Origin of the sequence: Haladaptatus sp. QDMS2, assembly GCF_029338295.1 — an archaeon.
Lineage (GTDB): Archaea > Halobacteriota > Halobacteria > Halobacteriales > Halococcaceae > QDMS2.
In genome coordinates, this window is record NZ_CP119791.1 from 1,850,032 (window position 1) to 1,871,483 (window position 21,452).

General features: G+C 62.9%; 22 protein-coding genes. 13 read left to right on the plus strand and 9 right to left on the minus strand.

Features of this window, described 5'->3' with window-relative positions; genetic code table 11:
* The first annotated feature begins 8 nt into the window (after positions 1-8).
* The 8 genes from P1M51_RS10095 to P1M51_RS10130 all read left to right on the plus strand — a co-directional run bounded on the left by P1M51_RS10095 (position 9) and on the right by P1M51_RS10130 (position 8,332).
* Positions 9-1,286, plus strand: a complete 1,278-nt coding sequence (locus P1M51_RS10095; protein ID WP_276248078.1) for an amidohydrolase — start codon at positions 9-11, stop codon at positions 1,284-1,286.
* Between the two features lie 37 nt (positions 1,287-1,323).
* Positions 1,324-2,316: an asparaginase gene (locus tag P1M51_RS10100; RefSeq protein WP_276274436.1), complete on the plus strand. Its 993-nt coding sequence runs from the start codon at positions 1,324-1,326 to the stop codon at positions 2,314-2,316.
* 33 nt (positions 2,317-2,349) lie between these two features.
* Positions 2,350-3,333: an NADPH:quinone reductase gene (locus P1M51_RS10105; protein ID WP_276248080.1), complete on the plus strand. Its 984-nt coding sequence runs from the start codon at positions 2,350-2,352 to the stop codon at positions 3,331-3,333.
* 265 nt (positions 3,334-3,598) lie between these two features.
* Positions 3,599-5,059 (plus strand): TIGR00366 family protein, encoded by a 1,461-nt coding sequence (locus P1M51_RS10110; RefSeq protein ID WP_276248081.1) that lies wholly within the window; start codon positions 3,599-3,601, stop codon positions 5,057-5,059.
* A gap of 126 nt (positions 5,060-5,185) precedes the next feature.
* Entirely contained in the window at positions 5,186-6,868 is a 1,683-nt protein-coding gene (locus P1M51_RS10115) for a methylmalonyl-CoA mutase (protein ID WP_276248082.1), read from the plus strand.
* A 50-nt stretch (positions 6,869-6,918) separates the two neighbouring features.
* Positions 6,919-7,302, plus strand: coding sequence for a methylmalonyl-CoA epimerase (gene mce, locus P1M51_RS10120; RefSeq protein ID WP_276248083.1), 384 nt, complete (start codon positions 6,919-6,921; stop codon positions 7,300-7,302).
* The gene (locus P1M51_RS10125) at positions 7,302-7,712 is read left to right on the plus strand and encodes a VOC family protein (RefSeq protein WP_276248084.1); all 411 of its coding nucleotides are present in this window, start codon (positions 7,302-7,304) and stop codon (positions 7,710-7,712) included. The genes mce and P1M51_RS10125 overlap by 1 nt, the downstream gene beginning before the upstream one ends.
* 2 nt (positions 7,713-7,714) lie before the next feature.
* Positions 7,715-8,332: a LysE family translocator gene (locus P1M51_RS10130; protein ID WP_276248429.1), complete on the plus strand. Its 618-nt coding sequence runs from the start codon at positions 7,715-7,717 to the stop codon at positions 8,330-8,332.
* On the opposite strand, the gene P1M51_RS10135 is transcribed toward P1M51_RS10130, so the two are convergent.
* Positions 8,329-8,880: an NUDIX hydrolase gene (locus tag P1M51_RS10135; RefSeq protein ID WP_276248085.1), complete on the minus strand. Its 552-nt coding sequence runs from the start codon at positions 8,878-8,880 to the stop codon at positions 8,329-8,331. The genes P1M51_RS10130 and P1M51_RS10135 overlap by 4 nt on opposite strands.
* A 42-nt stretch (positions 8,881-8,922) precedes the next feature.
* Positions 8,923-9,558 (minus strand): FAD-dependent oxidoreductase, encoded by a 636-nt coding sequence (locus P1M51_RS10140; protein ID WP_276248086.1) that lies wholly within the window; start codon positions 9,556-9,558, stop codon positions 8,923-8,925.
* 99 nt (positions 9,559-9,657) lie between these two features.
* On the opposite strand from P1M51_RS10140, the gene P1M51_RS10145 reads away from it, so the two are divergent.
* Together P1M51_RS10145 and P1M51_RS10150 are read left to right on the plus strand one after the other, a co-directional pair.
* On the plus strand, positions 9,658-11,421 hold the full coding sequence (locus P1M51_RS10145; protein WP_276248087.1) for a 2-oxoacid:acceptor oxidoreductase subunit alpha: 1,764 nt from the start codon (positions 9,658-9,660) through the stop codon (positions 11,419-11,421).
* Complete coding sequence (locus P1M51_RS10150; RefSeq protein ID WP_276248088.1) at positions 11,418-12,281, plus strand: 2-oxoacid:ferredoxin oxidoreductase subunit beta; 864 nt, start codon at positions 11,418-11,420, stop codon at positions 12,279-12,281. Before P1M51_RS10145 ends, P1M51_RS10150 begins: the two co-directional genes overlap by 4 nt.
* Before the next feature lie 28 nt (positions 12,282-12,309).
* Here P1M51_RS10150 and P1M51_RS10155 read toward each other — a convergent pair whose 3' ends face one another.
* On the minus strand, positions 12,310-12,441 hold the full coding sequence (locus P1M51_RS10155) for a hypothetical protein (protein WP_276248089.1): 132 nt from the start codon (positions 12,439-12,441) through the stop codon (positions 12,310-12,312).
* A 220-nt stretch (positions 12,442-12,661) separates the two neighbouring features.
* Here P1M51_RS10155 and P1M51_RS10160 point away from each other — a divergent pair, with 220 nt between their 5' ends.
* The 3 genes from P1M51_RS10160 (at position 12,662) to P1M51_RS10170 (ending at position 15,726) form a co-directional block, all read left to right on the plus strand.
* On the plus strand, positions 12,662-14,035 hold the full coding sequence (locus P1M51_RS10160) for a geranylgeranyl reductase family protein (RefSeq protein WP_276248090.1): 1,374 nt from the start codon (positions 12,662-12,664) through the stop codon (positions 14,033-14,035).
* 48 nt (positions 14,036-14,083) lie between these two features.
* Complete coding sequence (locus P1M51_RS10165; RefSeq protein WP_276248091.1) at positions 14,084-14,926, plus strand: aldo/keto reductase; 843 nt, start codon at positions 14,084-14,086, stop codon at positions 14,924-14,926.
* 62 nt (positions 14,927-14,988) lie between these two features.
* On the plus strand, positions 14,989-15,726 hold the full coding sequence (locus tag P1M51_RS10170) for a hypothetical protein (protein ID WP_276248092.1): 738 nt from the start codon (positions 14,989-14,991) through the stop codon (positions 15,724-15,726).
* A gap of 2 nt (positions 15,727-15,728) precedes the next feature.
* Here the strand turns inward: P1M51_RS10170 and P1M51_RS10175 are convergent, their stop codons facing one another.
* From P1M51_RS10175 to P1M51_RS10200, 6 genes are all read right to left on the minus strand, one after another.
* On the minus strand, positions 15,729-16,196 hold the full coding sequence (locus P1M51_RS10175) for a hypothetical protein (RefSeq protein WP_276248093.1): 468 nt from the start codon (positions 16,194-16,196) through the stop codon (positions 15,729-15,731).
* A 40-nt stretch (positions 16,197-16,236) separates the two neighbouring features.
* The gene (locus tag P1M51_RS10180) at positions 16,237-17,880 is read right to left on the minus strand and encodes an acyl-CoA synthetase (protein WP_276248094.1); all 1,644 of its coding nucleotides are present in this window, start codon (positions 17,878-17,880) and stop codon (positions 16,237-16,239) included.
* A gap of 71 nt (positions 17,881-17,951) precedes the next feature.
* On the minus strand, positions 17,952-18,911 hold the full coding sequence (locus tag P1M51_RS10185) for a phosphoadenosine phosphosulfate reductase family protein (RefSeq protein WP_276248095.1): 960 nt from the start codon (positions 18,909-18,911) through the stop codon (positions 17,952-17,954).
* A 279-nt stretch (positions 18,912-19,190) separates the two neighbouring features.
* Entirely contained in the window at positions 19,191-20,150 is a 960-nt protein-coding gene (locus P1M51_RS10190) for a phosphoadenosine phosphosulfate reductase family protein (RefSeq protein WP_276248096.1), read from the minus strand.
* Between the two features lie 127 nt (positions 20,151-20,277).
* Positions 20,278-20,868, minus strand: a complete 591-nt coding sequence (locus tag P1M51_RS10195; RefSeq protein ID WP_276248097.1) for a hypothetical protein — start codon at positions 20,866-20,868, stop codon at positions 20,278-20,280.
* 159 nt (positions 20,869-21,027) lie between these two features.
* Positions 21,028-21,369, minus strand: coding sequence for a glutaredoxin (locus P1M51_RS10200; RefSeq protein WP_276248430.1), 342 nt, complete (start codon positions 21,367-21,369; stop codon positions 21,028-21,030).
* Positions 21,370-21,452: the final 83 nt, after the last annotated feature.

Here is a 21,452-nt window from a genome sequence, read left to right on the forward strand (position 1 = left end):
ACGAACCCATGAGTCAGGGAATCAGAGACCGGGCGGTCGAGATTCGACGAACCTTCCACCGATACCCAGAACCGTCGTGGCGCGAATTCCTCACGACGAGCCGACTGGTAGACGAACTCGAAGCCCTCGACGTGGACGAGCTTCACGTCGGCAGCGACGTGCTCGTCTCGGAATCGCGGATGAGCGTCCCCGAGGAAGCCGACCTCGACCACTGGTTCGAGAAAGCGCGCGAAAACGGGGCTCGCGAAGACGTTCTCGAAAAGACGAAGGGGGGTCACACAGGTGTCGTCGCGGTCGTCGAGAAAGGCGACGGCCCCGTACTCGGCCTGCGCGTGGACATCGACGCGCTCCCGCAGCCGGAATCGACCGACGAGAGCCACTACCCCGTCCAAGAGGGCTTTCGCTCCGAAAACGAGAACGCGATGCACGCCTGCGGCCACGACTCGCACATGACGATGGGCCTTGGAACCATCGAGGCCATCCAGCAGAGCGACTTTTCGGGCACGCTCAAAGTGTTCTTCCAGCCCGCAGAGGAGGTTCTCGGCGGCGGCAAGTCGATGGCAGACTCGCCGCTCATCGAGGACGTGGAGGGATTGCTCGCGGTCCACATCGGCCTCGGCCACCCGTCCGGTGAAATCGTCGCCGGGAGCGTGAAACCGCTCTCCGTCCAGAAATCGACGGTGAGGTTCACCGGCGAACCGGCCCACGCGGGCCTCGCGCCGAACGAGGGGCGCAACGTCATGCAGGCGGCCGCCGCGGCCATTCAGAACCTCTACGCGATTCCGCGCCACGCAGACGGCATGACGCGGGTGAACGTCGGCAAGGCCAAGATTGGCGAGGCGTCGAACATCATCCCCGACCACGGCGAACTGCAAATCGAGGTTCGTGCCGAGACGAACGACCTGCGAGACTACATGCAAGAAAAAGCAGAACGCACCATCCGGGCGGCCGCCGAAATGCACGACGTGGAGGTAGACATCGAGATGGTGAGCCGTGCTCCGCGCGTGGACAGCGACGAGACATCGATTGACGCGGTTGCGACCGCTGCAAAAGAGACCGACGGTGTCACTTCGGTGCTGCGCACCGGGAACTTCGGCGCGAGCGAGGACGCCACCTACCTCATGCGAGCGGTGCAGGAGAACGGCGGCGTCGCTGGCTTCCCCATCGTCGGGACGGACCACCCCGGCGGCCACCACACGGCGACGTTCGACGTGAACGAGGACGACATCTTCGTCGGCATCGACGTCCTCTCGGGGGCGCTGTTGGAACTCGAGCGCCGAGTATGACAGACAGGCTTACGTGCCAGACGACGGAGAAAGTCGTATGACACCACACATCGCGGTTCTTTCGACTGGCGGAACCATCGCGAGCACCGGCACCGACAAGGGCGCGACCCCCACGAGGGCGGGCGACGAACTGGTTGAGGCCGTCCCCGGCCTCACCGACCACGCGGACATCTCGGTCGAGGAGGTGGCCCAGATTTCGAGTTTTGCACTCGGTTTCGATACGATGGCCACCATCGTCCGGCGAGTCCGCGAACTCGCCGCAGAGGGGGTAGACGGCGTCGTCGTCACCCACGGCACGGACACGATGGAGGAGTCTGCGTACTTCGTCGACGTGGTCGCGGGCGATACGATTCCGGTCGTGTTCACGGGAGCGCAACGTCGGGGCGACGAACCCGGCGCAGACGGCCCGGCTAACCTGCTCACAGCAGTTCGCGCTGCGAGTCACGAGCGCGTCCGCGAGGCGGGCGGGGCGTACATCGCTTTCGCGGACAGTCTCTACTCCGCACGCACCGTGACGAAGGGCCACACCAGCAATCTCGATACGTTCTACGCGCCCGACGCGGGGCCGGTGGCGAACGTGCTTCGGGGCTACGTCCGCTTCTTCCGCGAACCGGGCAGCGAGTCGGTTTCGATTCCCGCGACGGACGTGACCGCCCGCGTCGAGATGGTGAAGAGCGCCGCGGGCGTCGATGGCCGGCAGATAGAACGCGCCCTCGAAGACGGCGTCTCCGGCATCGTTCTCGAAGGGATGGGCCTCGGAAATACGACGCCGGGGCTCGAAACGGCGGCAGCCGAAGCAATCGACCGGGGCGTGCCCGTCGTCGTCACCTCGCGGTGTCACGGCGGCGCGGTCAACGGCATCTATGGCAAGGAAGGCGGCGCGCGCACCCTCGAAGAACACGGCGCGATTCTGGGCGGCGACCTGCCGGCGCAGAAAGCCCGCATCACCCTGGCGCTCGCGCTGTCTGCGACCGACGACCCAGAGGAAGCGCGCGAACTCGTCGCCACTGCAGCGATGTCCGCCATCTGAAGCGTTTTCTCCCTCCTTTCCGTAGCACGGCCCATGCGTGCCATTCGATACCACGAGTACGGCGACGAGTCTGTGCTCTCGCTCGACGAGGTGCCGAAACCGAATCCGGGAGCGGGCGAAGTGCGCGTCGCCATCGAGGCGGCGAGCGTCAATCCGATCGACGCGAAACTCAGAAGCGGCCTGCTCGAACCGACGGCGGGCCTGCCCCACGTCTGCGGCGTGGATCTCGCGGGCGTCGTGGACGCGGTCGGTGCGGGCGTCACGCGCCTCGAACCCGGCGACAGGGTCTATGGAACGGGTTTCGGGTGGAAGGACGACGGGACGTACGCCGAGTACGCGGCGGTTCCGGCTGCTAGACTCGCAACCCTCCCCGATGCAGTCTCCTTCGAGACGGGCGCGGCGGCCGCGCTCGTCTGTGCGACGGCGTGGCGCGGACTCGTCACGCGAGGCGACCTGCGGGTCGGTGAAACGTGTCTCGTCCACGGCGCGTCGGGCGGCGTCGGCCACGTCGCCGTCCAGATTGCGGTCAACGCCGGGGCGACCGTCGTCGGGACGGCCCGCGGCGAGGAAGCGACCGCGTTCGTGGAGGGACTCGGCGCGACGGCCGTCGTCGACTACCGCGAGGACGACCTGGCGGATGCGGTCCGCGCGTCGCTCGCGGGCAGACCCGTGGACGTCGTGCTGGATTCGCACGCGGACAAACACATCGAAACCGACCTCGCGGCGGTCGGCCGCGGCGGCCGCGTCGTCGTCATCGGGCAGGGTGCGCGCGCGGCGCTGACCCCCGAACGAGCCCTCGCGGCAATGTTTGACGACGCCGACATTCGGTTCATGTCTATCATGGCTTCGATGGACGACCAACGACGGGTCCTTACGGCGGTTTCACCACTACTCGCAGCGGGGTCTATCGACCCCGTCATCGAGGCGGCCTACCCCCTCGCCGAGGCGGCGGACGCGATGGCACACGCGGCGTCGCCAGGAGTGTTAGGAAAAATCGTGATAGAAACAACTGAGTGATTATTGATATATGGCGCGCACCTGACCGTCAGGGTGAGAGACACGAACGCAGATTTAACTTAAACCACCGGGTATAGCCGGGTATTCTGCACGAATTATAGTCGGAGTTCAGTCGGCGATGTGTCGAACCGGTTCGACGTGCCCTCCATCTACGTATTCTAATTCTGAAACGAAATCCCAATTAATTAATTCTCTGTCTGGTGACAACGTGTACCAAACCATTATATAGCACTTCTTCAATGGATGAACACGGTGCAGTAAGGTAATGGCAATCACAGACCCAATACGTAAACTCGGTGGCGTTTTCGCTGAACTTTCGCTGAGATACGTTCCAAATCCGTACGTTCTTGTAATACTACTGACAGTCATCGCATTCGGTGGTGCAGTCGCCGTCGGGTCCACCCCGACGGAGGCCATGGATGCGTGGGTCGGCGGGGTGTGGACACTCCTCGGCTTCATGGCGGCGTTCGCCGTGACACTGATGATGGGTGACGCAATCGCGAAATCCCCAACAGTAACCAACTTTCTCGCGCGTATCGCGAAACTCCCATCGAGCCCGTTCACGGCCGTCGCGTTCGTCTCGTTCGTCGGGATGCTCGCCGGCCTCATCTCCTGGGGGCTCGGCCTCATCGTCGGCGCGGTGATGGCAAAGCAGGTCGCCTACCACGGTAAAGAGAAGGGGCTTAACCTTCACTACCCACTGCTGGCGGCCGCCGGGTACACCGCGCTCATGATCTGGCACTCCGGGCTGACCACCTCGAGTGGTCTCATCATGGCGGACCCCGCACTCATCCCACCGACCTTCGAGGCGGCACTCGCGAAGTTCCCGAACGAGAACGTCATGGAGAATGGCTTCTCGCTCGGCCGGACCCTCGGGCACCCGGTGAACTTGGTTACGGTGGCGCTCATGCTCACTGTCATCCCACCGCTCATGGGTGCACTTCACCCCAAAGATGACGATGAAATCAAGAGCCTGCCGGACAAAGTCTACCGGCAGATGTCCGGCGGACAGGCCGCGACCGACGGCGGCGTCGCAGAGGGCACGAAAACGGCCTCTGCGACGGGCATCGCAGAAGATACCTTCGCAGACAAACTCAACAACTCGAAAATTATCGGGCTCGTCATCGCGGCGTTCCCGCTCTACTACGTCATCGACGCGTGGATTATCAGCGGTGAAGGGCTCTCGAGTCTCACCCTGAACTCCATCAACGCGATGTTCATCTTCTTCGCGATGATTCTCTGGGTCACGCCAAAGCGCATCGTCCAGCAGATGGACGAATCCGTCGAGAACGTCGGCGGCATCATCTTCCAGTTCCCGTTCTACGCGGGTATCTCCGGGCTGCTCACAGGCACGGCACTGACCGCGACCATCGCGAACTTCTTCGCGAGCATCGCGACGCCGACGACGTGGCCGGTCATCGGTCTCATCAGCGCCGGTATCGTGAACGTCTTCGTTCCGTCCGGCGGCGGCCAGTGGGTCGCACAGGGACCAATCCTGCTCGACACCACGGCGCAACTGGGCATGCCACTCGAGACGGCTATCATCATCGAAATGTTCGGCGACCAGCTGACCAACATGATTCAGCCGTTCTGGGCGCTCCCACTGCTGGCACTCGCGAACCTGCGTGCCCGTGACATCATCGGGTACTCCACGGTCGCGATGGTCGGCGGCTTCATCATCATGGCCATCACGATGACGGTCATGCTCGGCCTGCCAGCCGCGTAATCGAACTCACCCCTTTCCGGGCTTTTTCTTCACACCCACAGAGCCGCAGGCACGAGTTGCGCGAGAGACGGCAAGGTTGGGACAGTCTCACAAACCTTTAGGCCGCCCGCTGCATCGATTCTGATAATGTTCGACCCCGACGACCTGGCGCAGATTCGGGAGGAAAAGGAGACCTGGGAGGACCAACAGGTCAAACCGACGCTCGACCGTTTTGGCGAGCGCAAAGAGGACTTCACCACGGACACCGGCGGGCAATCCGTACAGCGCCTCTACACGCCAAACGACATCGCAGACCAGGACTACGACGAGGACATCGGGTTCCCGGCGCAGGAACCCTACACCCGCGGCGTCTACTCGACGATGTACCGCGGTCGCCTCTGGACGATGCGCCAGTACGCTGGTTTCTCGACCGCAGCGGCCACGAACGAACGCTTCCACTACCTGCTCGACAGCGGGTCTTCGGGGCTCTCGATGGCGTTCGACCTGCCGACGCAGATGGGCTACGACTCGGACGCGACGATGGCACAGGGCGAAGTCGGGAAGTCCGGCGTCGCCATCGACTCGCTCGCCGACATGGAGACGGTGTTCGACGGGATTCCGCTCGACGAAGTTTCGACGAGCATGACCATCAACGCCCCCGCATCCATCTTGCTCGCGATGTACATCGCCGTCGGCGACAACCAGGGCGTCGACCGCGAGAAACTGCGCGGAACCATCCAGAACGACATTCTCAAAGAGTACGTCGCGCGCAACACCTACATCTTCCCGCCGGAACCGTCGATGCGCATCATCACGGACATCTTCGAATTCTGTGCCGAGGAGGTGCCGAAGTTCAACACCATCTCCATCTCCGGGTACCACATCCGCGAGGCGGGTTCGACCGCCGCACAGGAACTTGCCTTCACCCTCGGTGACGGCATCGAGTACGTCAAAGCCGCCCTCGACGCAGGCCTCGACGTGGACGACTTCGCGCCACAGCTCTCCTTCTTTTTCAACTCGCACAACAACATCTTCGAGGAAGTCGCGAAGTTCCGCGCCGCGCGCCGCCTCTGGGCGCGCATCATGGAAGAGCGCTTCGACGCGCAGAATCCGAAATCGAAGCAACTCAAGTTCCACACGCAGACCGGTGGCTCCACGCTCACGGCCCAACAGGTCGAGAACAACGTCGTCCGCGTGGCCTACCAGGCACTCGCCGCAGTCCTCGGCGGAACCCAGAGCCTGCACACGAACGGGAAAGACGAGGCTATCTCGCTGCCGACCGAGCAGTCCGTCCAGACGGCGCTGCGCACCCAGCAGATTCTCGCCCACGAGTCGGGCGCGGCGGACACCATCGACCCGCTCGCTGGCTCCTACTACGTCGAGAGTCTGACCGACACCCTGGAAGAAGAGGCGATGAAACTCATCGAGGAAGTCGACGAGCGCGGCGGGATGCGCGAGGCCATCGAGGACCAGTGGGTCCAGCGCCAGATTCAGGACGTGGCCTTCGAGCGCCAGAAAGAGATCGAGAACGAAGAGCGCATCATCGTCGGCGTGAACAAGTATCGCGTCGAAGAGGACCCCCAGCCGGACGTCCAGGAGGTCACCGAGGAAGACGAGCGCCGCCAAATCGAAAGCTTAGACGAGGTCAAAGCCGACCGCGACGAGGAGGCCGTAGACGACGCGCTCGCGGCGCTCACGGAGGCCGCAGAAGGCGACGAGAACCTCATGCCGTACATCATCGACGCGGTGAAGGTGTACGCGACGACGGGCGAGATTTCGAACACGCTGCGCGACGTGTTCGGCGAGTACCGTCCCGGCGCGGCGCTCTAGGTTCGCCACTGTCCCTCGTTTTTATCACCTGTTCGCGCCTCGGGTGAGACATGGAATTCGACCACGCCGGCATCGCGACAGACGACGCAGACGCGCTCATCGACCTCTACGGCGACCTGTTCTCCATGCCTGCCGTCCACGAAGAGGAGTTCGGCGGCCTCCGCGTCGTCTTTCTCGACTGCGGAAACGGCTACTTCGAGTTGTTAGAGCCAATCGAGGACGGGACCGTTTCACGGTATCTCGAAAACAACGGGCCGGGTATCCACCACCTCGCGGTGGCGACCGACGACATCGAGGCCGCCCTCGACCACGCCCGCGACATGGGCATCGAACTCATCGACGAGGAACCGCGCCCCGGCGCGTGGGGTCACGACGTGGCGTTCCTCCACCCCAAATCGACAGGCGGCATCCTCATGGAGTTCGTCCAGCACTGATGGCCGCCGTGAAAGCCCTCGGCGAAATCGCGTTCCGTACGGAGTCCATAGACGAGATGGCCGACTTCTACGAGAACGTGGTCGGCCTCTCCGTCCTCGAACGCGGCGACACCGCCGTGTTCTTCTCGCTCGGCGAGTCCTACGGCGGCCACACGCAGGTGTTCGTCCTCTTCGACCGCACCGCCACGGACGAGTACGAGGGCATCGACCAGCGGTTCACGACCGTTGACCACGTCGCGTTCACCATCGACCTCTCGGATTTCGATTCCGAAGTTGCGCGACTCGAAGACGCTGGACTCGACGTGCGAACCACCACCCACGCGTGGGTGCAGTGGCGGTCGCTGTACTTCGCGGACCCGGACGGCAACTCGGTGGAGTTCGTCTGTCACGACGAGACGATTACGGGGTGACGATGTCCACCGCGATGGAGACGTTCGGCCTCGGCCTCGTGTTCGGCGTCTCCATCGCTGCGCCGGTCGGCCCAATCGGCATCCTCTGCATCCAGCGAACGCTCGAACGCGGGTTCCCGTCGGGGTTCGTTTCGGGACTGGGAGCGGCGACGGCCGACGCGCTGTACGGGGCGCTCGTCGCCTTCGGCGCGACGGTGGTCGCAGCGGTGCTTGTGACCCACGCGGCGGCACTCAGGCTCGGCGGCGGCCTCTTGCTCGTAGCCCTCGGGGTGCAGACGGCACGGAGAGCACCAGCAGCCCGGCCCGCTGGAGTTCCGACGGGGACGAGCCTTGCCCGCGACTACGCGACCACCCTCGCACTCACGCTCGGCAACCCGGCGACGATTCTCGCGTTCGCCGCCGTCGTCACGGGGTTCGGCGTCGCCGTTGGCTCGGTCGTCGAGGCGGGGGCGCTCGTCGCGGGCGTGTTCACCGGGTCCGTCGGGTGGTGGCTGTTCCTCGCGGGCGTCGTCTCACGGATTCGCGACCGGGTTACGGCACAATGGCTCAAACGGGTAAACGTCATCGCGGGCGTGGTACTCGTCGGGTTCGGCGTCGTCGCGCTCTCTGGGCTGTTCTAGCCGGACGAGTCCCACGCTTCGACCGTGGGGCGAAGCATCTCGGGGATGGTGTCGAGCGGTGGCGGCGTCTCGAACCAGCGCGCCTCGACGGCTTCGTCGTTTGGCGTCGTGAACGACCCGCCGGTCGCCACGGCGTCGAAGAAGACGCCGAAGGTGAGAATCGCGTCGTCGCGATTCTCGGTCGTGTAGTAAAAGCGGTGTGGAAGACAGACGTCGGTCACCTCACACGCGATGCCCGTCTCCTCGCGCACCTCGCGGACGGCGCAGCCTTCGAGCGAATCGTCCTCGGGTTCGAACCCGCCGCCAGGATACGTCCAGTCGCGCGGCGCACCCCGGTCGCGCAACATGAGCAGGCGGTCCTGGTCGTCGGTCACTCGCGCGCCCGCCGCCCGGACGAACCCATCGTCTGCGTACTCCCAGAAGTCGGCGAAGCGGCCGGCGGGAATCGGCACCTCCTCTTCGTACACGTTAGGAAGGTCGCCGTAGTCCGCGCGCAGTCGCTCACAGAGACGCGTGGCTTCGCGCTCGGCGTTGGGAGTCTGGGACACACCGGAAGATGTGTGCCTTCCGATAAAACGGTTGTTGCCGTCTCAGCCGAAGTTCTCGACCTTGGCCGTTTCCGGGTCTGCACCGGCCTCCTGGAGCGCAGTCGTCGCGGCGTCCAGGAAGTCTGCGAATCCGTAGATGAACAGTTGTTCATCGCCGGTGAGCACCGAGGCGACGGCGTCGGTCATGTCCTCGTCGTCTGTGAGGATGTGGACCGCGGCCCCCTTCTCGGTGAGCGCGGCGAGGCGGTCCTCGTGGACCGGTGCGTCGTCCTGGTAGACGAGTCCGGCTTCGCCGCCCTCGGCGACGGCGCGCTCTGCGATGCCGATTGCGGCACCGACGCCGGGGCCGCCCGCGAGGATGACGACGCGCGATTCGCCTTCGTAGTAGTCGTTGCCGAACGGGCCGGCAATCTGGACGACGTCGCCCGCTTCGAGCGCCTCCAGGTGCGGGGCAACGTCGCCTTCTGGGTCGATGCCCACCGTAATTTCGAAGGTGTCGGCCACGCTGGGAGAAGAGAGGGTGTAAAAGCGAGAGACGGGTTCGCCCTCGACTTCGAGGGTGAGTTTGACGAACTGGCCGGGTTCGGCGCTGAAGCCTTCGGGCGTTTCTAAGTCCAGTGCGACCGTGTCTGGGCCGACGCGACGGTTCGCCGCGACGGTCACTTCACGTGGTTCCATACCCCACACTTGTGGGCTATCGCCAAATGCGCTTTCGTTCCCAGTTTACTGACTGATTCAGAAGCCTTTTGCACTGCTACAGCAAACCCATCACCGACAATGCCAGAGGACCTGAACTGGGCCATCGGCGGGGAAGCCGGCGATGGAATCGACTCCACTGGGAAGATTTTCGCCCAGGCACTCTCTCGCGCAGGCCGACACGTCTTTACGTCCAAAGACTTCGCATCCCGAATCCGTGGTGGCTACACCGCGTACAAGATTCGTACCTCGGTCGACCGCGTCGAGAGTGTCGTAGACCGACTCGACATTCTGATTGCACTGACCCAACGCACGGTCGAAGAGAACATGAGCGAGCTCCACGAGGGCTCGGTCATCATCTACGACGGTGAACGAACCACGATGAAGGACTTCGAGGCCCCCGAGGGCATGATCGGCCTCAACGTTCCCCTCCGCCGCCTCGCAGAAGAGGCGGGTGGGGCCATCATGCAGAACATCGTCGCACTCGGCGCGGCGTGTGAAGTCTCCGAGTTCCCAATCGAGAACCTCGACGAATCGCTCGAAAAGCGCTTCGGCGCGAAGGGCGGCTCCATCGTCGAGAACAACTCCAAGGCCGCGCGCAAGGGACAGGAGTACGTTCGCGAGAACTACGACCTGGACCTCGACTACGAACTCGAAACCACCGACGAGGATTACGTCCTCCTGAACGGTGACGAAGCGATTGGCATGGGCGCAATCGCGGCCGGCTGTCGCTTCTACGCTGGCTACCCAATCACGCCAGCGACCAACGTCATGGAGTACATGACCGGACGCGTAGAGCAGTTCGGCGGCGCTGTCATCCAGGCTGAAGACGAACTGTCGGCCATCAACATGGCCCTCGGCGCAGCCCGCGCCGGTGCCCGAGCGATGACCGCAACCTCTGGGCCGGGCATCGACCTCATGACCGAGACCTTCGGCCTCATCGCGACGAGCGAGACGCCGCTGGTCATCACCAACGTCATGCGTTCTGGGCCGTCCACGGGGATGCCGACCAAGCAAGAACAGGGCGACCTGAACCAGATGCTCTACGGCGGCCACGGCGAGATTCCGCGCTTCGTCGTCGCTCCGACCAGCATCTCCGAGTGTTTCCACAAGACCGTGGAAGCGTTCAATCTGGCAGAGAAGTACCAGACGCCGGTCTACCTCGCCGCAGACCTCGCGCTCGCCGTGAGCGAACAGACCTTCCCGCCCGAAGAGTTCGACATGGACGCAGTCGAAATCGACCGCGGCAAGGTCGTAGACGACGAAACCGTCGGCGACTGGGTCAACGACAAACAGCAGTTCAAACCGCACGCGCTCACCGAGGACGGCGTCTCGCCGCGCGCGTTCCCCGGTACGAAGGGCGGCGCACACATGTCCACTGGTCTCGAACACGACGAACTCGGTCGCCGGACCGAGGACACGGACATGCGCGTAAAGCAGGTCGACAAGCGCAACCGGAAGGTCCAGACGGCCATCGAGAATGAAGACTGGTCGCCACGCGAATTCGGCGACGCAGACTCTGAGAACCTCGTCATCTCGTGGGGTTCGAACGAGGGCGCGATGCGCGAGGCGATGGAGTTCTTAGAGGAAGACGACGTTTCCGTGCGCTTCCTCTCGGTTCCGTACATCTTCCCGCGCCCCGACCTGACCGAGGAAATTGCGAAGGCAGACGAGGTCATCGTCGTCGAGTGTAACGCGACCGGCCAGTTCGCGAACCTCATCGAACACGATGCCCTCACCCGCGTAAAGCGCGTGAACAAGTACAACGGTGTCCGGTTCAAAGCAGACGAACTGGCAAACGAAATCAAAGCGGCTCTCGACGAGCCCGTGGAGGCAACGGCATGAGCTCCGACGTTCGATTCACTGACTTCAAATCCGACAAGCAGCCGACCTGGTGTCCCGGATGCGGTGACTTCGGGACGATGAACGGCATGATGAAAGCACTCGCCGAAACCGGCAACAACCCGGACAATACGTTCCTGGTCGCCGGGATCGGCTGTTCGGGCAAGATTGGGACGTACATGCACGCGTACGCCCTGCACGGCGTCCACGGACGCGCCCTGCCCGTCGGCATCGGTGCCAAACTCGCGAACCCGAACCTCGAAGTGATGGTCGCAGGTGGCGACGGTGACGGGTTCTCCATCGGCGCGGGCCACTTCGTCCACGCCGTCCGGCGCAACGTCGACATGACGTACGTCGTGATGGACAACCGCATCTACGGCCTGACGAAGGGGCAGGCATCCCCGACCAGCCGCGAGGACTTCGAAACCTCGACGACCCCCGACGGCCCGATGCAGGCGCCGGTCAACCCGCACGCCCTCGCACTCGCCGCCGGTGGCACGTTCATCGCCCAGTCGTTCTCGTCTGACGCGATGCGCCACGTCGAAATCATAAAGGAAGCCATCGAGCATCCCGGCTTCGCCTTCGTCAACTGTTACAGCCCGTGTGTCACGTTCAACGACGTGGACACCTACGACTACTTCCGCGACTCGCTCGTGGACCTGAAGGAGACGGACCACGACCCGACCGACAAGGACGCGGCCAAGGACGTCATCTTCGACACCGAGAAGGAGTACCAGGGCGTCATTTACAAGAACGAAGCGTCGGTTCCGTTCGAGGACCGCTGGGGCATCTCCGAAGACATGTCCAAAATCGAGAGCAAGCCGCCAGAAGGCGCGATGGACCTCGTCCGCGAGTTCTACTAAATCGCTCCGGGTTTGGTTTTTCGTTTTTTCACTCCGCTTCGAGCGACGCGTCTCGCCGCTCGACGGTGACGTTTTCGGGGAGGACGACCCGCGACTCGTCGCCGGAGATGTCGATGGTGATGATACCCGAAAGGCCGTCTACCGGGATTGTTCTATTCATGCCACTGCCGTGTAGTTCGATGTGTCCCATGGGGGTTTCCAAGGCGTGTCGTGGACCGGGCGACACCGCCGTGTGAGTATATGTTGTTGAGTTAACAAAACGTTGCTGGGCAACGTTCGTCCCGTTCGCTGAGAAATTCCCGCGCAATTCGCGAGTGAAACGTCCCTCTAGCGGGGTCACATACGTCGTTTTTTTAAGACCCGACAGTGTAGTGCGAACAATGGCAGCCGAACGCTACGATATTATCATAGTTGGGGGTGGCACCTCCGGGACCTTTGCGGCCGCGACGGCTGCGAACGAAGGTCTCTCTGTCGCTATCTTGGAGCGAAAGTCGAAGGAGGAGGGTGGGATGATTGCCTGCGGTGACGCAATCAAGGGGAAAAGTACGTTCCCCGACGTCATCGACCGGGACTATCTCCGGGCGGAGTCGTTCACCAACGAGAACATCCTGAAGGCCCGCTTCGAGAACCCGGTTACGGACAAGAACCTCGACATCCCGTTCCGGTCGCCGGGGGCCGTCGTGGACCGCAAACGCTACGGCGAAGTTCTGCTCGAAGAAGCAGAGCGCGCCGGCGCGGAGATTCACTGGGACACCGTCGTCCAGGACGTCGTCCAGAACGACGCAGGCCGGGTCACGGGCGTCACCGCCACGCGCAAGGGAAGCGTGAAGAACTACGACGCAGAAGTCGTCATCGACGCCGCCGGGTCGCTCTCGCTGCTCCAGGACAAGGTGGACTTCTCTGACACCACGTTCGATACGAAGGTGAGTTACTCGCAGTTCTGTTCTGCCTATCGCGAGGTGCTCATCACGAAGGAACCGGTCGATTACCACGACGCAATCGTATTCAAGCCGACCGAAGAATTGGGCTACCTCTGGTACTTCCCACGGTCGCCAACCGAAATCAACGTCGGGCTTGGCTTCCAGATGAACAAGCCGCCGATGAAGCTCGTCGAAGTCCTGAAAAAGGACATTCGCTCCCGCCCCGAGTTCAAGGGCGCGAAAATCAAGAACAAACTCGGCGCGGCGCTCCCGACCCGCCGAACCTACGATTCGGCGACGGCAAACGGCTACATGGCCGTCGGCGACGCCGCGGGCCACGTGAATCCGACCACTGGCGGGGGCATTCCCGGCGCGGCGAAAGCCGGCTACTGGGCCGCCCTCGAAGCCATCGAGGCAATCAGCGAAGGCGACGTGACCGAATCCAACCTATGGAACTACAACAAGCGCGTGATGGACGACTTCGGCAGTCGCTTCGCCGCAATGGACCTCTACAACATCTTCGGCGGCGCACACGACGTAAACGACCTCGTGAGCGTCATCAGCGCCCTGCCCGGCCAACAACTCCTCGACGCGCTCGGCAAGGAGGGAACGGCGTCGATGGGGCTCGGCCTCAAACTCAAAACCGCACTCAAGACGTTCGGCCACTGGAACGTCCTCTACGAACTCTACAAGGTCCAGCAGAAAGCCGGCGAACTGCGCGACGTGTACGCGGAGTACCCCACCGACCCGAGCGGCTTCGAATCCTGGCGAAAATCGCGTGACGCCGTCATGGACGACGTCTACAAGATTACCGGCGCGAATCCGAAGTACTGACCGCGGCCCCAACCCATTTTCCCGTCGAAGCCATAGCGTCGGGTGACGATGGCTGACCCTACCAGCAACCCAACAAGTGACGACTGTCCCCGTGTCGGCGGCATGCCAATTCTCGGTCTCGGCACCTGGGAGAACGACGACCAGCGCCAGTGTGCAGAGAGCGTGAAAACTGCCCTCGAAATGGGGTATCGACACATCGACACCGCCCAGATTTACGGCAACGAGGAAGGCGTCGGCCGCGGCATCGAGATGGCCGACGTCGACCGCGACAGCATCTTCCTCGCGACGAAGGTCTGGATCGAGAACCTCTCGCCAGAGGACGTCGTGAAGTCCACCGAAGAGAGCCTCGACAAACTCAACGTCGACTACGTCGACTTGCTGTACGTCCACTGGCCAGCGGACGAATACGACGCAGAAGAAACCCTCGAGGCCTTCGAAGCGCTCTACGACGACGGCAAAGTCAACCGCATCGGCGTGAGCAACTTCGAACCGGAGCAACTCGAAGCGGCACAGAAGGCACTCGGCCCCGGCAAAGAGATATTCGCGAATCAGGTCGAGATGCACCCGCTGCTCCCCCAACGCGAACTGCGCGAGTACTGTGCGGAGAACGACATCGAACTCGTCGCCTATTCGCCACTCGCCCGCGGTGACGTGTTCGACGTCCCTGAACTCTCGGCCATCGCCGACGACCACGGCGTGAGCGAGGCGCAGGTCAGCCTCGCGTGGCTCCGCGAGAAGGGCGTCACCGCCATTCCGAAGGCGACCAGCGAGGAGCACGTCCGAGACAACTGGCACTCACTCGACTTCGAGCTCTCGGAGCTGGAAGTGACGACCATCGACGAACTCGACCGCACGGAACGCAAGGTCGACCCGTCGTTCGCGCCGTGGTAGGCGGGCGATTTACCCGCGGGTAAGGTGGACAGTTAAGGGCATTCGCCCGAAATTCGGTTTCAATGTCGGTCGGTCAACGAAAAGACGGGGTCCTCGCGGGCATCCGCGTCGATTTGAAGCGATTACACGAGACGTGGATGGAACTGGTGTTCCCGCGCCAACTGGACACCGAACACACCGTTCTCGGCAAGTGGCGACCGAACAACACCCTCGGCAAGGTCTCCTACCGGCTGTGGGGTGCGCTCGGTGCGCCACTCGTCGCCATCTTCTACCCGCTCGCTCTGTTCGGCTACATGACGCGGTTCTACACTCGCAAGATAGACGGGACAGCCACGCGCCTCGGTGTCCTCGGCGTCCTCCTCCTCTCGCTGGTCGTCTGGGGAGCACTCACAGCACTGGCAAGGATGCGCTTTTCTGCGGATGGATTCATTGCCGTCGCCGCCGCGAGCGTCGTCGCCACTGTCGCGGCCGTGCTGGCCGTCCTCTCCAGTCGTGCGGGCGGGCGGGGAACCACCGTCCTGCTCGCCTATCCGTTCGGGATGACGGCGCTGTTCCTGCCACCCGTCGTCGCGGCGCTCTACTCGCCGACCCTCGCGGACGCCATCTTCCCCCAGAGCACGACGCTCGCGAAGTGGATTCTCGACAATCTGCTCACCGTCGGCGACCTCAACACGTACATCCGGACGAAGTACGACTTAGAGGGCGTCGCCTACGTCGGCATGTGGTTCGGCATCGCGGTTCCACTCGGCTGGCTCCTCGGTATTCTGGTCACCATCGCCGACCTCCTCCGGCCGAAGTAACGTTACTGCCGCATCCGATTCAGTGCCGCAACGAACTCCTTGGGCCGCTGTGTCCCCACGAGCAGTGTCTTTCCGTCGTACCTGAGTTCGACGCCGTCAGTTCCCTGTACGTTGTACGCCCAGCCGTTTCGCCCGCGGCGAATCCCCCACCCGCCGTACTCGGACAGCGGGCGGTATTCGCGGGCGTCGAAGCCCGTCAGGTCACTCGCCGGGACGTGCCGTTCGGTCAGGTGGAGCGGGAAAAAGCGAAGGTGAACCCCGTCGGCTCTGACCTCCGTTTGCAGGCCGAGAACGACGAAAAACAGCGGAAAGGCGACGCCGAGCGCAGCGACGAGGACACGCTCGCCCAACGATTCCGTCTCCGTGAACGCGACCCACAGGAGCAGTGCGGTGAGGCCGACGAGGAGCACCCAGAGCCACGGCTGTCTGAACCGCTGTGTTTCACGAAAGTATACCGACTCCTCGGACATGGCGAGAGGTACACGCGGTGGCCGGAAAACGGTTTCCGCCCTACTCGCCGTCGCGCAGTTCGGTGCGGCGAATCTTCCCTGTTACCGTCTTCGGTAAGTCCTCGACGAACTCGATTTCGCGGGGATACTCGTGGGCCGCGAGTTCGTTGCGGACGTGCTGGCGGATATCCTCCTTCAGGTCTTCGCTCGGTTCGGTTCCCTCGCTCAGGACGACGAACGCCTTCACGACGTGGCCGCGCTTCTGGTCGGGTTTTGGCACGACGGCGGATTCGGCGACGGCGGGGTGTTCGCCGAGCGAACTCTCGACCTCGAACGGGCCGATGCGGTACCCCGAGGAGATGATGACGTCGTCGCCGCGGCCCTCGAACCAGAAGTAGCCGTCTTCGTCTTTGCGGGCGACGTCGCCCGAGAGGTACCAGCCGTTTTTGAAGCAGTTCTCGGTCTTTTCGGGCTGGTTCCAGTACTCGGCGAAGAAACACGGGTACTCGCCACGTTGGGCGATTTCACCCGTTTCCCCGGGTTCCAGTGGTTCGCCGGTCTCCGGGTCTACCACGTCGGCTTCGATGCCGGGCAGCGGTTTGCCCATGCTGCCGGGGCGCAGTTCCATCGTCGGGTAGTTGTTGATAATCATGTTCCCCGTCTCGGTCTGGCCGTAGGTGTCGTGGATGGTGACGCCGAGGACGTCCTCACCCCACTCGACGACGCCCGCACTGAGCGGTTCGCCGATGCTGAGCGCGTGGCGCAGGTTCAGGCCCGTCCCGTCGAGAACGTCCTGATGTTCGCGGAGCATCCGGTAGGCCGTCGGCACGCTGAACAGCACGGAGATGGGGTACTCGTCGAGGAGGCCGGCCCACGTCTCGGGGTCGAACTCGCCCTCGTAGGTGAACAGACTCGCGCCCCAGTACCACGCACCGAGCGTATTTATCGGGCCGGTCAGCCATCCGAGGTCGCCGGTCGACCAGTACAGGTCGCCCGGTTGCAGGTCCACCGCGAACTTCTGCGTCGCGGCGACGCCACCGACCCAGCGGTGCTTGTGGAGGACGCCTTTTGCCCGGCCCGTCGTCCCGCTCGTGTAGTAGAGCAGCGCGTTGTCCTCGCCGCTCGTCTCGGCGACGTCAAAGTGCCTGCTCGCGCCGTCGAGTTCGGCGTGGAAACTCAGGTCGCCTTTCTTGATGCCCGTCCCGTCTTCGGAGACGACGATGACGTGTTCGACCGAGGGGGCGTCTTCGAGTGCCCGACCGACCGTCTCGCGGTTCGCCGCCGACGTCACGACGACCTTCGCGTCGCAGTCGTCGAGGCGGTAGGCGATGCCGTCCGGCCCGTAGCGTTCGTTCACGCTGCCCCAGACCGCGCCCGTCTTGAGCGTCCCGACGAGCGAGACGTAGTGTTCGGGGATGCGGGGCATGTACGAGAACACGCGGTCGCCCTCGTCGACGAGGGAGGCGAGAACGTTCGCGAACTTATTCGACTGGCGAGCGAGCTCCCAGAAGGTGAGCGTCTCGCGCTCGCCGTCTTTGCCGGCGTAGTAGAGGGCCACCTTCTCGCGATTTTCGGCGTGGCGGTCACACACCTCGTGGGCAATGTTGAGCGAGTCGGGTGCATCCCAGTCTGCCTCGTCGAAGATGTCGGACCAATCGAAAGAGTCGCACACTGCGTCGTACTCGTGGAGGTTGTGAACTCCCATCACGTTTCACCATCACGAAAGGAGGAAATAAATCATTCCCAACGTTCGTGAAAAATTCGTTCGAAGAACCCTTACATGTAGCCGAGGTCGCGCAGGCGGGCCATGAGGCCTTCCTTGTCCTGTGCGCGACCGGCGCGTTCGGTGGTGTGTTCTAAGTCCTGCAGCCACGCGGGGCGGTCCTCACTCTTCGCAGAGCCTTTCGAGGTGCCGAGGCTGCGGAAGCCTTCGAAGTACTTCGGCCCCACGGGGAGGTCTTCTGGCGTCAGGCCGTTCGGCAGGTCGTCGTAACCCTGTGGCACGTAGCCCTCCTGTGGGTACTCGGGCACGAGGTCGGGCACGAGGTAGAACCAGAAGGCGTCCCAGAGGGCGCGTTCGTTGAACTGGAGAATCGAGTGCACCCGGTCGTGTGGCGGGTACTTCTCGGAGTCGTGGCGCGGGCTGAAGAACGTCTCGTTCTTGCGGGCGTCCTGTTCGTCCCAGCGCACCCCGGAGAACACGCCGTCAATGTCGTGTTCGGTGATGACGTTGTTGAGCGCGACGGTCTTGAGCAGGTGGTTGCCCGCGTAGGAGTCCGCGGAGAAGACGAACGTGTCCGCGGTGTGGTCGAGTCGCTCGCGCAGTTCGCGCTGGTTCTGCTCGTTCAGGTCGGCGACGGGAATCTCGTCGCCGGGCGTCGCCCCGAGACGAGCGAAGTCCTCGTTGCGCGCGACGATGAGTTCGAGACCGAGGTTTTCGGCCCAGCGGTGGACGAACGCCGTCACGTCCTCGAAGTGTTCGTAGTGGTCGATGAAGACGACGGGCGGCATCTCGTAGCCGAACTCCGCTGCGACTTCTTTGACGAAGTAGAGGACGAGGGTGGAATCCTTCCCGCCGGTCCACATGATGGCCGGGTTCTTGTACTGAGAGAGGGCGGTCTTCGTGACCTCGATTGCCTTCGCAATCTTCTCGTCTACGCTCGGGTAGTCTGCACCACTTTGGCCGCGGCCGTCTTCGTAGTCCACGCTGAGATACGAGGGAAACCCTTCAGGCATTGGTACTGTAGTTTGTGCGCTCGCACGATATTGGTATGGGTTGCCTACCGGAACGTTAGGGTCTCTTTGCCCGCCTGAACCGCGTGACGGTGCTGTCGCTAACGAGGGTTGTGAACGGAAAACTGGCGAATCGGTGGCGGTTTACCCAACCATACTCACCGGACGGACCCACCCGTCAGGCGTTGGCCTCCCTGCAGAGGCCGCGTGTGCCACCGCGTCCGCCGAGAGTACCTGCCGTGGGATGACACACGGCGGGGGAAGCGGTCTACGTGACCGACTTCACATGTAGCCGAGGTCGCGCAGGCGTTCCATCAGGTCCTCTTTGTCCTGGGCGCGGCCCGCGCGCTCGGTCGTGTTGTCCAAGTCCTGCAGCCATGCAGGCTCGGTGTCGCTCTTTTCGGTGCTGACTTCGCTGCCGAGGCTGCGAAAGCCCTCGAAGTACTTCGGGCTGACCGGCACGTCCTTGTGGGTCAGACCGTTTGGCAGGTCGTCGTAGTCCTGTGGCACGTAGCCCTCGTCCGGGTAGTCTGCGACCGTCTCCGGGACGACGAAGTTCCAGAACGCCTCCCAGACGTCCGCCTCGTCGAACTGGAGGATTGGCTGAATGCGGTCGTGTGGCGGGTAGATGTCCGGGTCGTGACGTGGGCTGAAGAACGTCTCGTCGGCACGGGCTTCCTGCTCGTCCCAGCGGATGCCGGAGATGACGCCGTCGATGTCGTACTCTTCTAACGCGTTGTTGAGCGCGACGGTCTTGAGCAGGTGGTTGCCGACGTAGGTGTCGAGCAGGAACGGGAACGTGTCCTCCTCGTATTCGAGGATGTTGCGGACGTGGTGCTGGTTCTGCTCGTTCAGGTCCGAGACGTTAATGGTATCGCCCGGCTCGTTTGCGAGGGTGCCCACGTCGTCGTTGCGGGCGTAGATAACCTCTAAGTCCCACTCGTCGGCCCAGTGTTCGACGAAGTCGAGCAGGTCGTCGAAGTGCTGGAAGTGGTCGATGAACACCGCAGGGGGCATTTCGAGGTCGAATCGGTCTGCGACCTCTTTGACGAAGTAGAGGACGAGGGTGGAGTCCTTCCCGCCGGTCCACATGATTGCGGGGTTCTCGTACTCCTCTAAGCCCTTCTTCGTGACTTCGATTGCCTTCTCGATTTTGTGCTCGATCGAGGGATAGTCCTCGGCGCTCTCGCCTTCACCGTCGGTGTAGTCTGCGTTGACGTAGTCGGGGAAGCTCTGTGCCATCTTCATAATTGCATATAATTAGGACTGTAAAAGGCGTTACGGCCTGAAAACGGGTGATAATGACACACAGGGGTCGCCCGGCGCGTGCGCTCACGGGCACACGAGCGATGGAAAGAACGAGTGAAACTTACGAGATGAACTTGTTGTCCCGCCAGTTGACGCCCTTCTTCGAGGCGGCGTCTTCGGTCGGGTTTTCGACGACGTCGATGGAGGCCGGTCGCTCCTCACCGTCGACGATGCGCGTCGCGACGAGTTCGTCGTCGATGGCGGAAATCGCGGTGAGCGTCCCCTTCTCTGCGATTTTCGCGAGTTCACACAGCACCTCGAACATCGGGTACTGGAGCGCCGTATTCTGGAGCACCGTCTCGCGGTCGCCCTTGAAGCAGGCGTACTCGACGAGTTCGGACGGCGGCTTTTCCTGTTCCTCCTGCTCTGCGGCACCCCAGTTTGGTGCGCCGCCCCGCTGTGCTTTGTTCCACTCGTCGAGTGGAACTTCGTACACGCGGTTCTCGCTGACGCTTGCTTTCAGCTGCGCCGTCGGCGTGTACTTGCTGATGCTGTCATCGGCGGCAACCGCACTGATGATAAGGGTGTTATTGCGTCGAGTGATGTCGATGTCTGAGATTTCTTCTGGCAGGTCGGCACTTTCGAAGAACTCGTGGACATCCTCGAGTGGCAGTTCGAGCGTCGAGTGGAGTCGATATACGCGGCTGGTCATGAGTGTGGGGCGTCAAACGGAGTCGACAGCGGCTCCGTATGGGGTCGTCTGTACATAGGTGTTCGGGGCTTATATGGGCTACCCTTTCGGTTTCGCCGCCCAGAACACGCCGGCAATCAGCCTGCCGGCAGGCGAATCTCGCGTTTCGAACGCGACAGTTCAGGCGTCGAGTGCTGCCTCGAGTTCTCCACGTTCGTCCAGTTCTGCGAGGATGTCGCTCCCGCCGATGAACTCGCCGTTCACGTAGGTCTGTGGAATTGTCTCCCACCCGCTGTGGGCCTTGAGTGCGACGCGGAACTCGTCGAGCGAGGCCAGGGTGTCCACCGTCTCGAAGTCCTCGCGGTACTGGCCGATGAGCTGGACGGCGCGTTTCGAGAAGCCACACTGGGGCATGAGGCGGTTACCCTTCATGAACAGGACGACCTCGTTTTCCTCGATGGCGCTGTCTACGCGTTCCGTTACTTCGTCTTGACTCAGTGACTCGCCGGGCTGAAAGGTCATACCCAACGGTACCCGCTCGCGGTCTAAAATCCTTGCGTCGATGACCCGTTCGCGGCGCACGCCCCACGAGCGCCGTCCCTGAA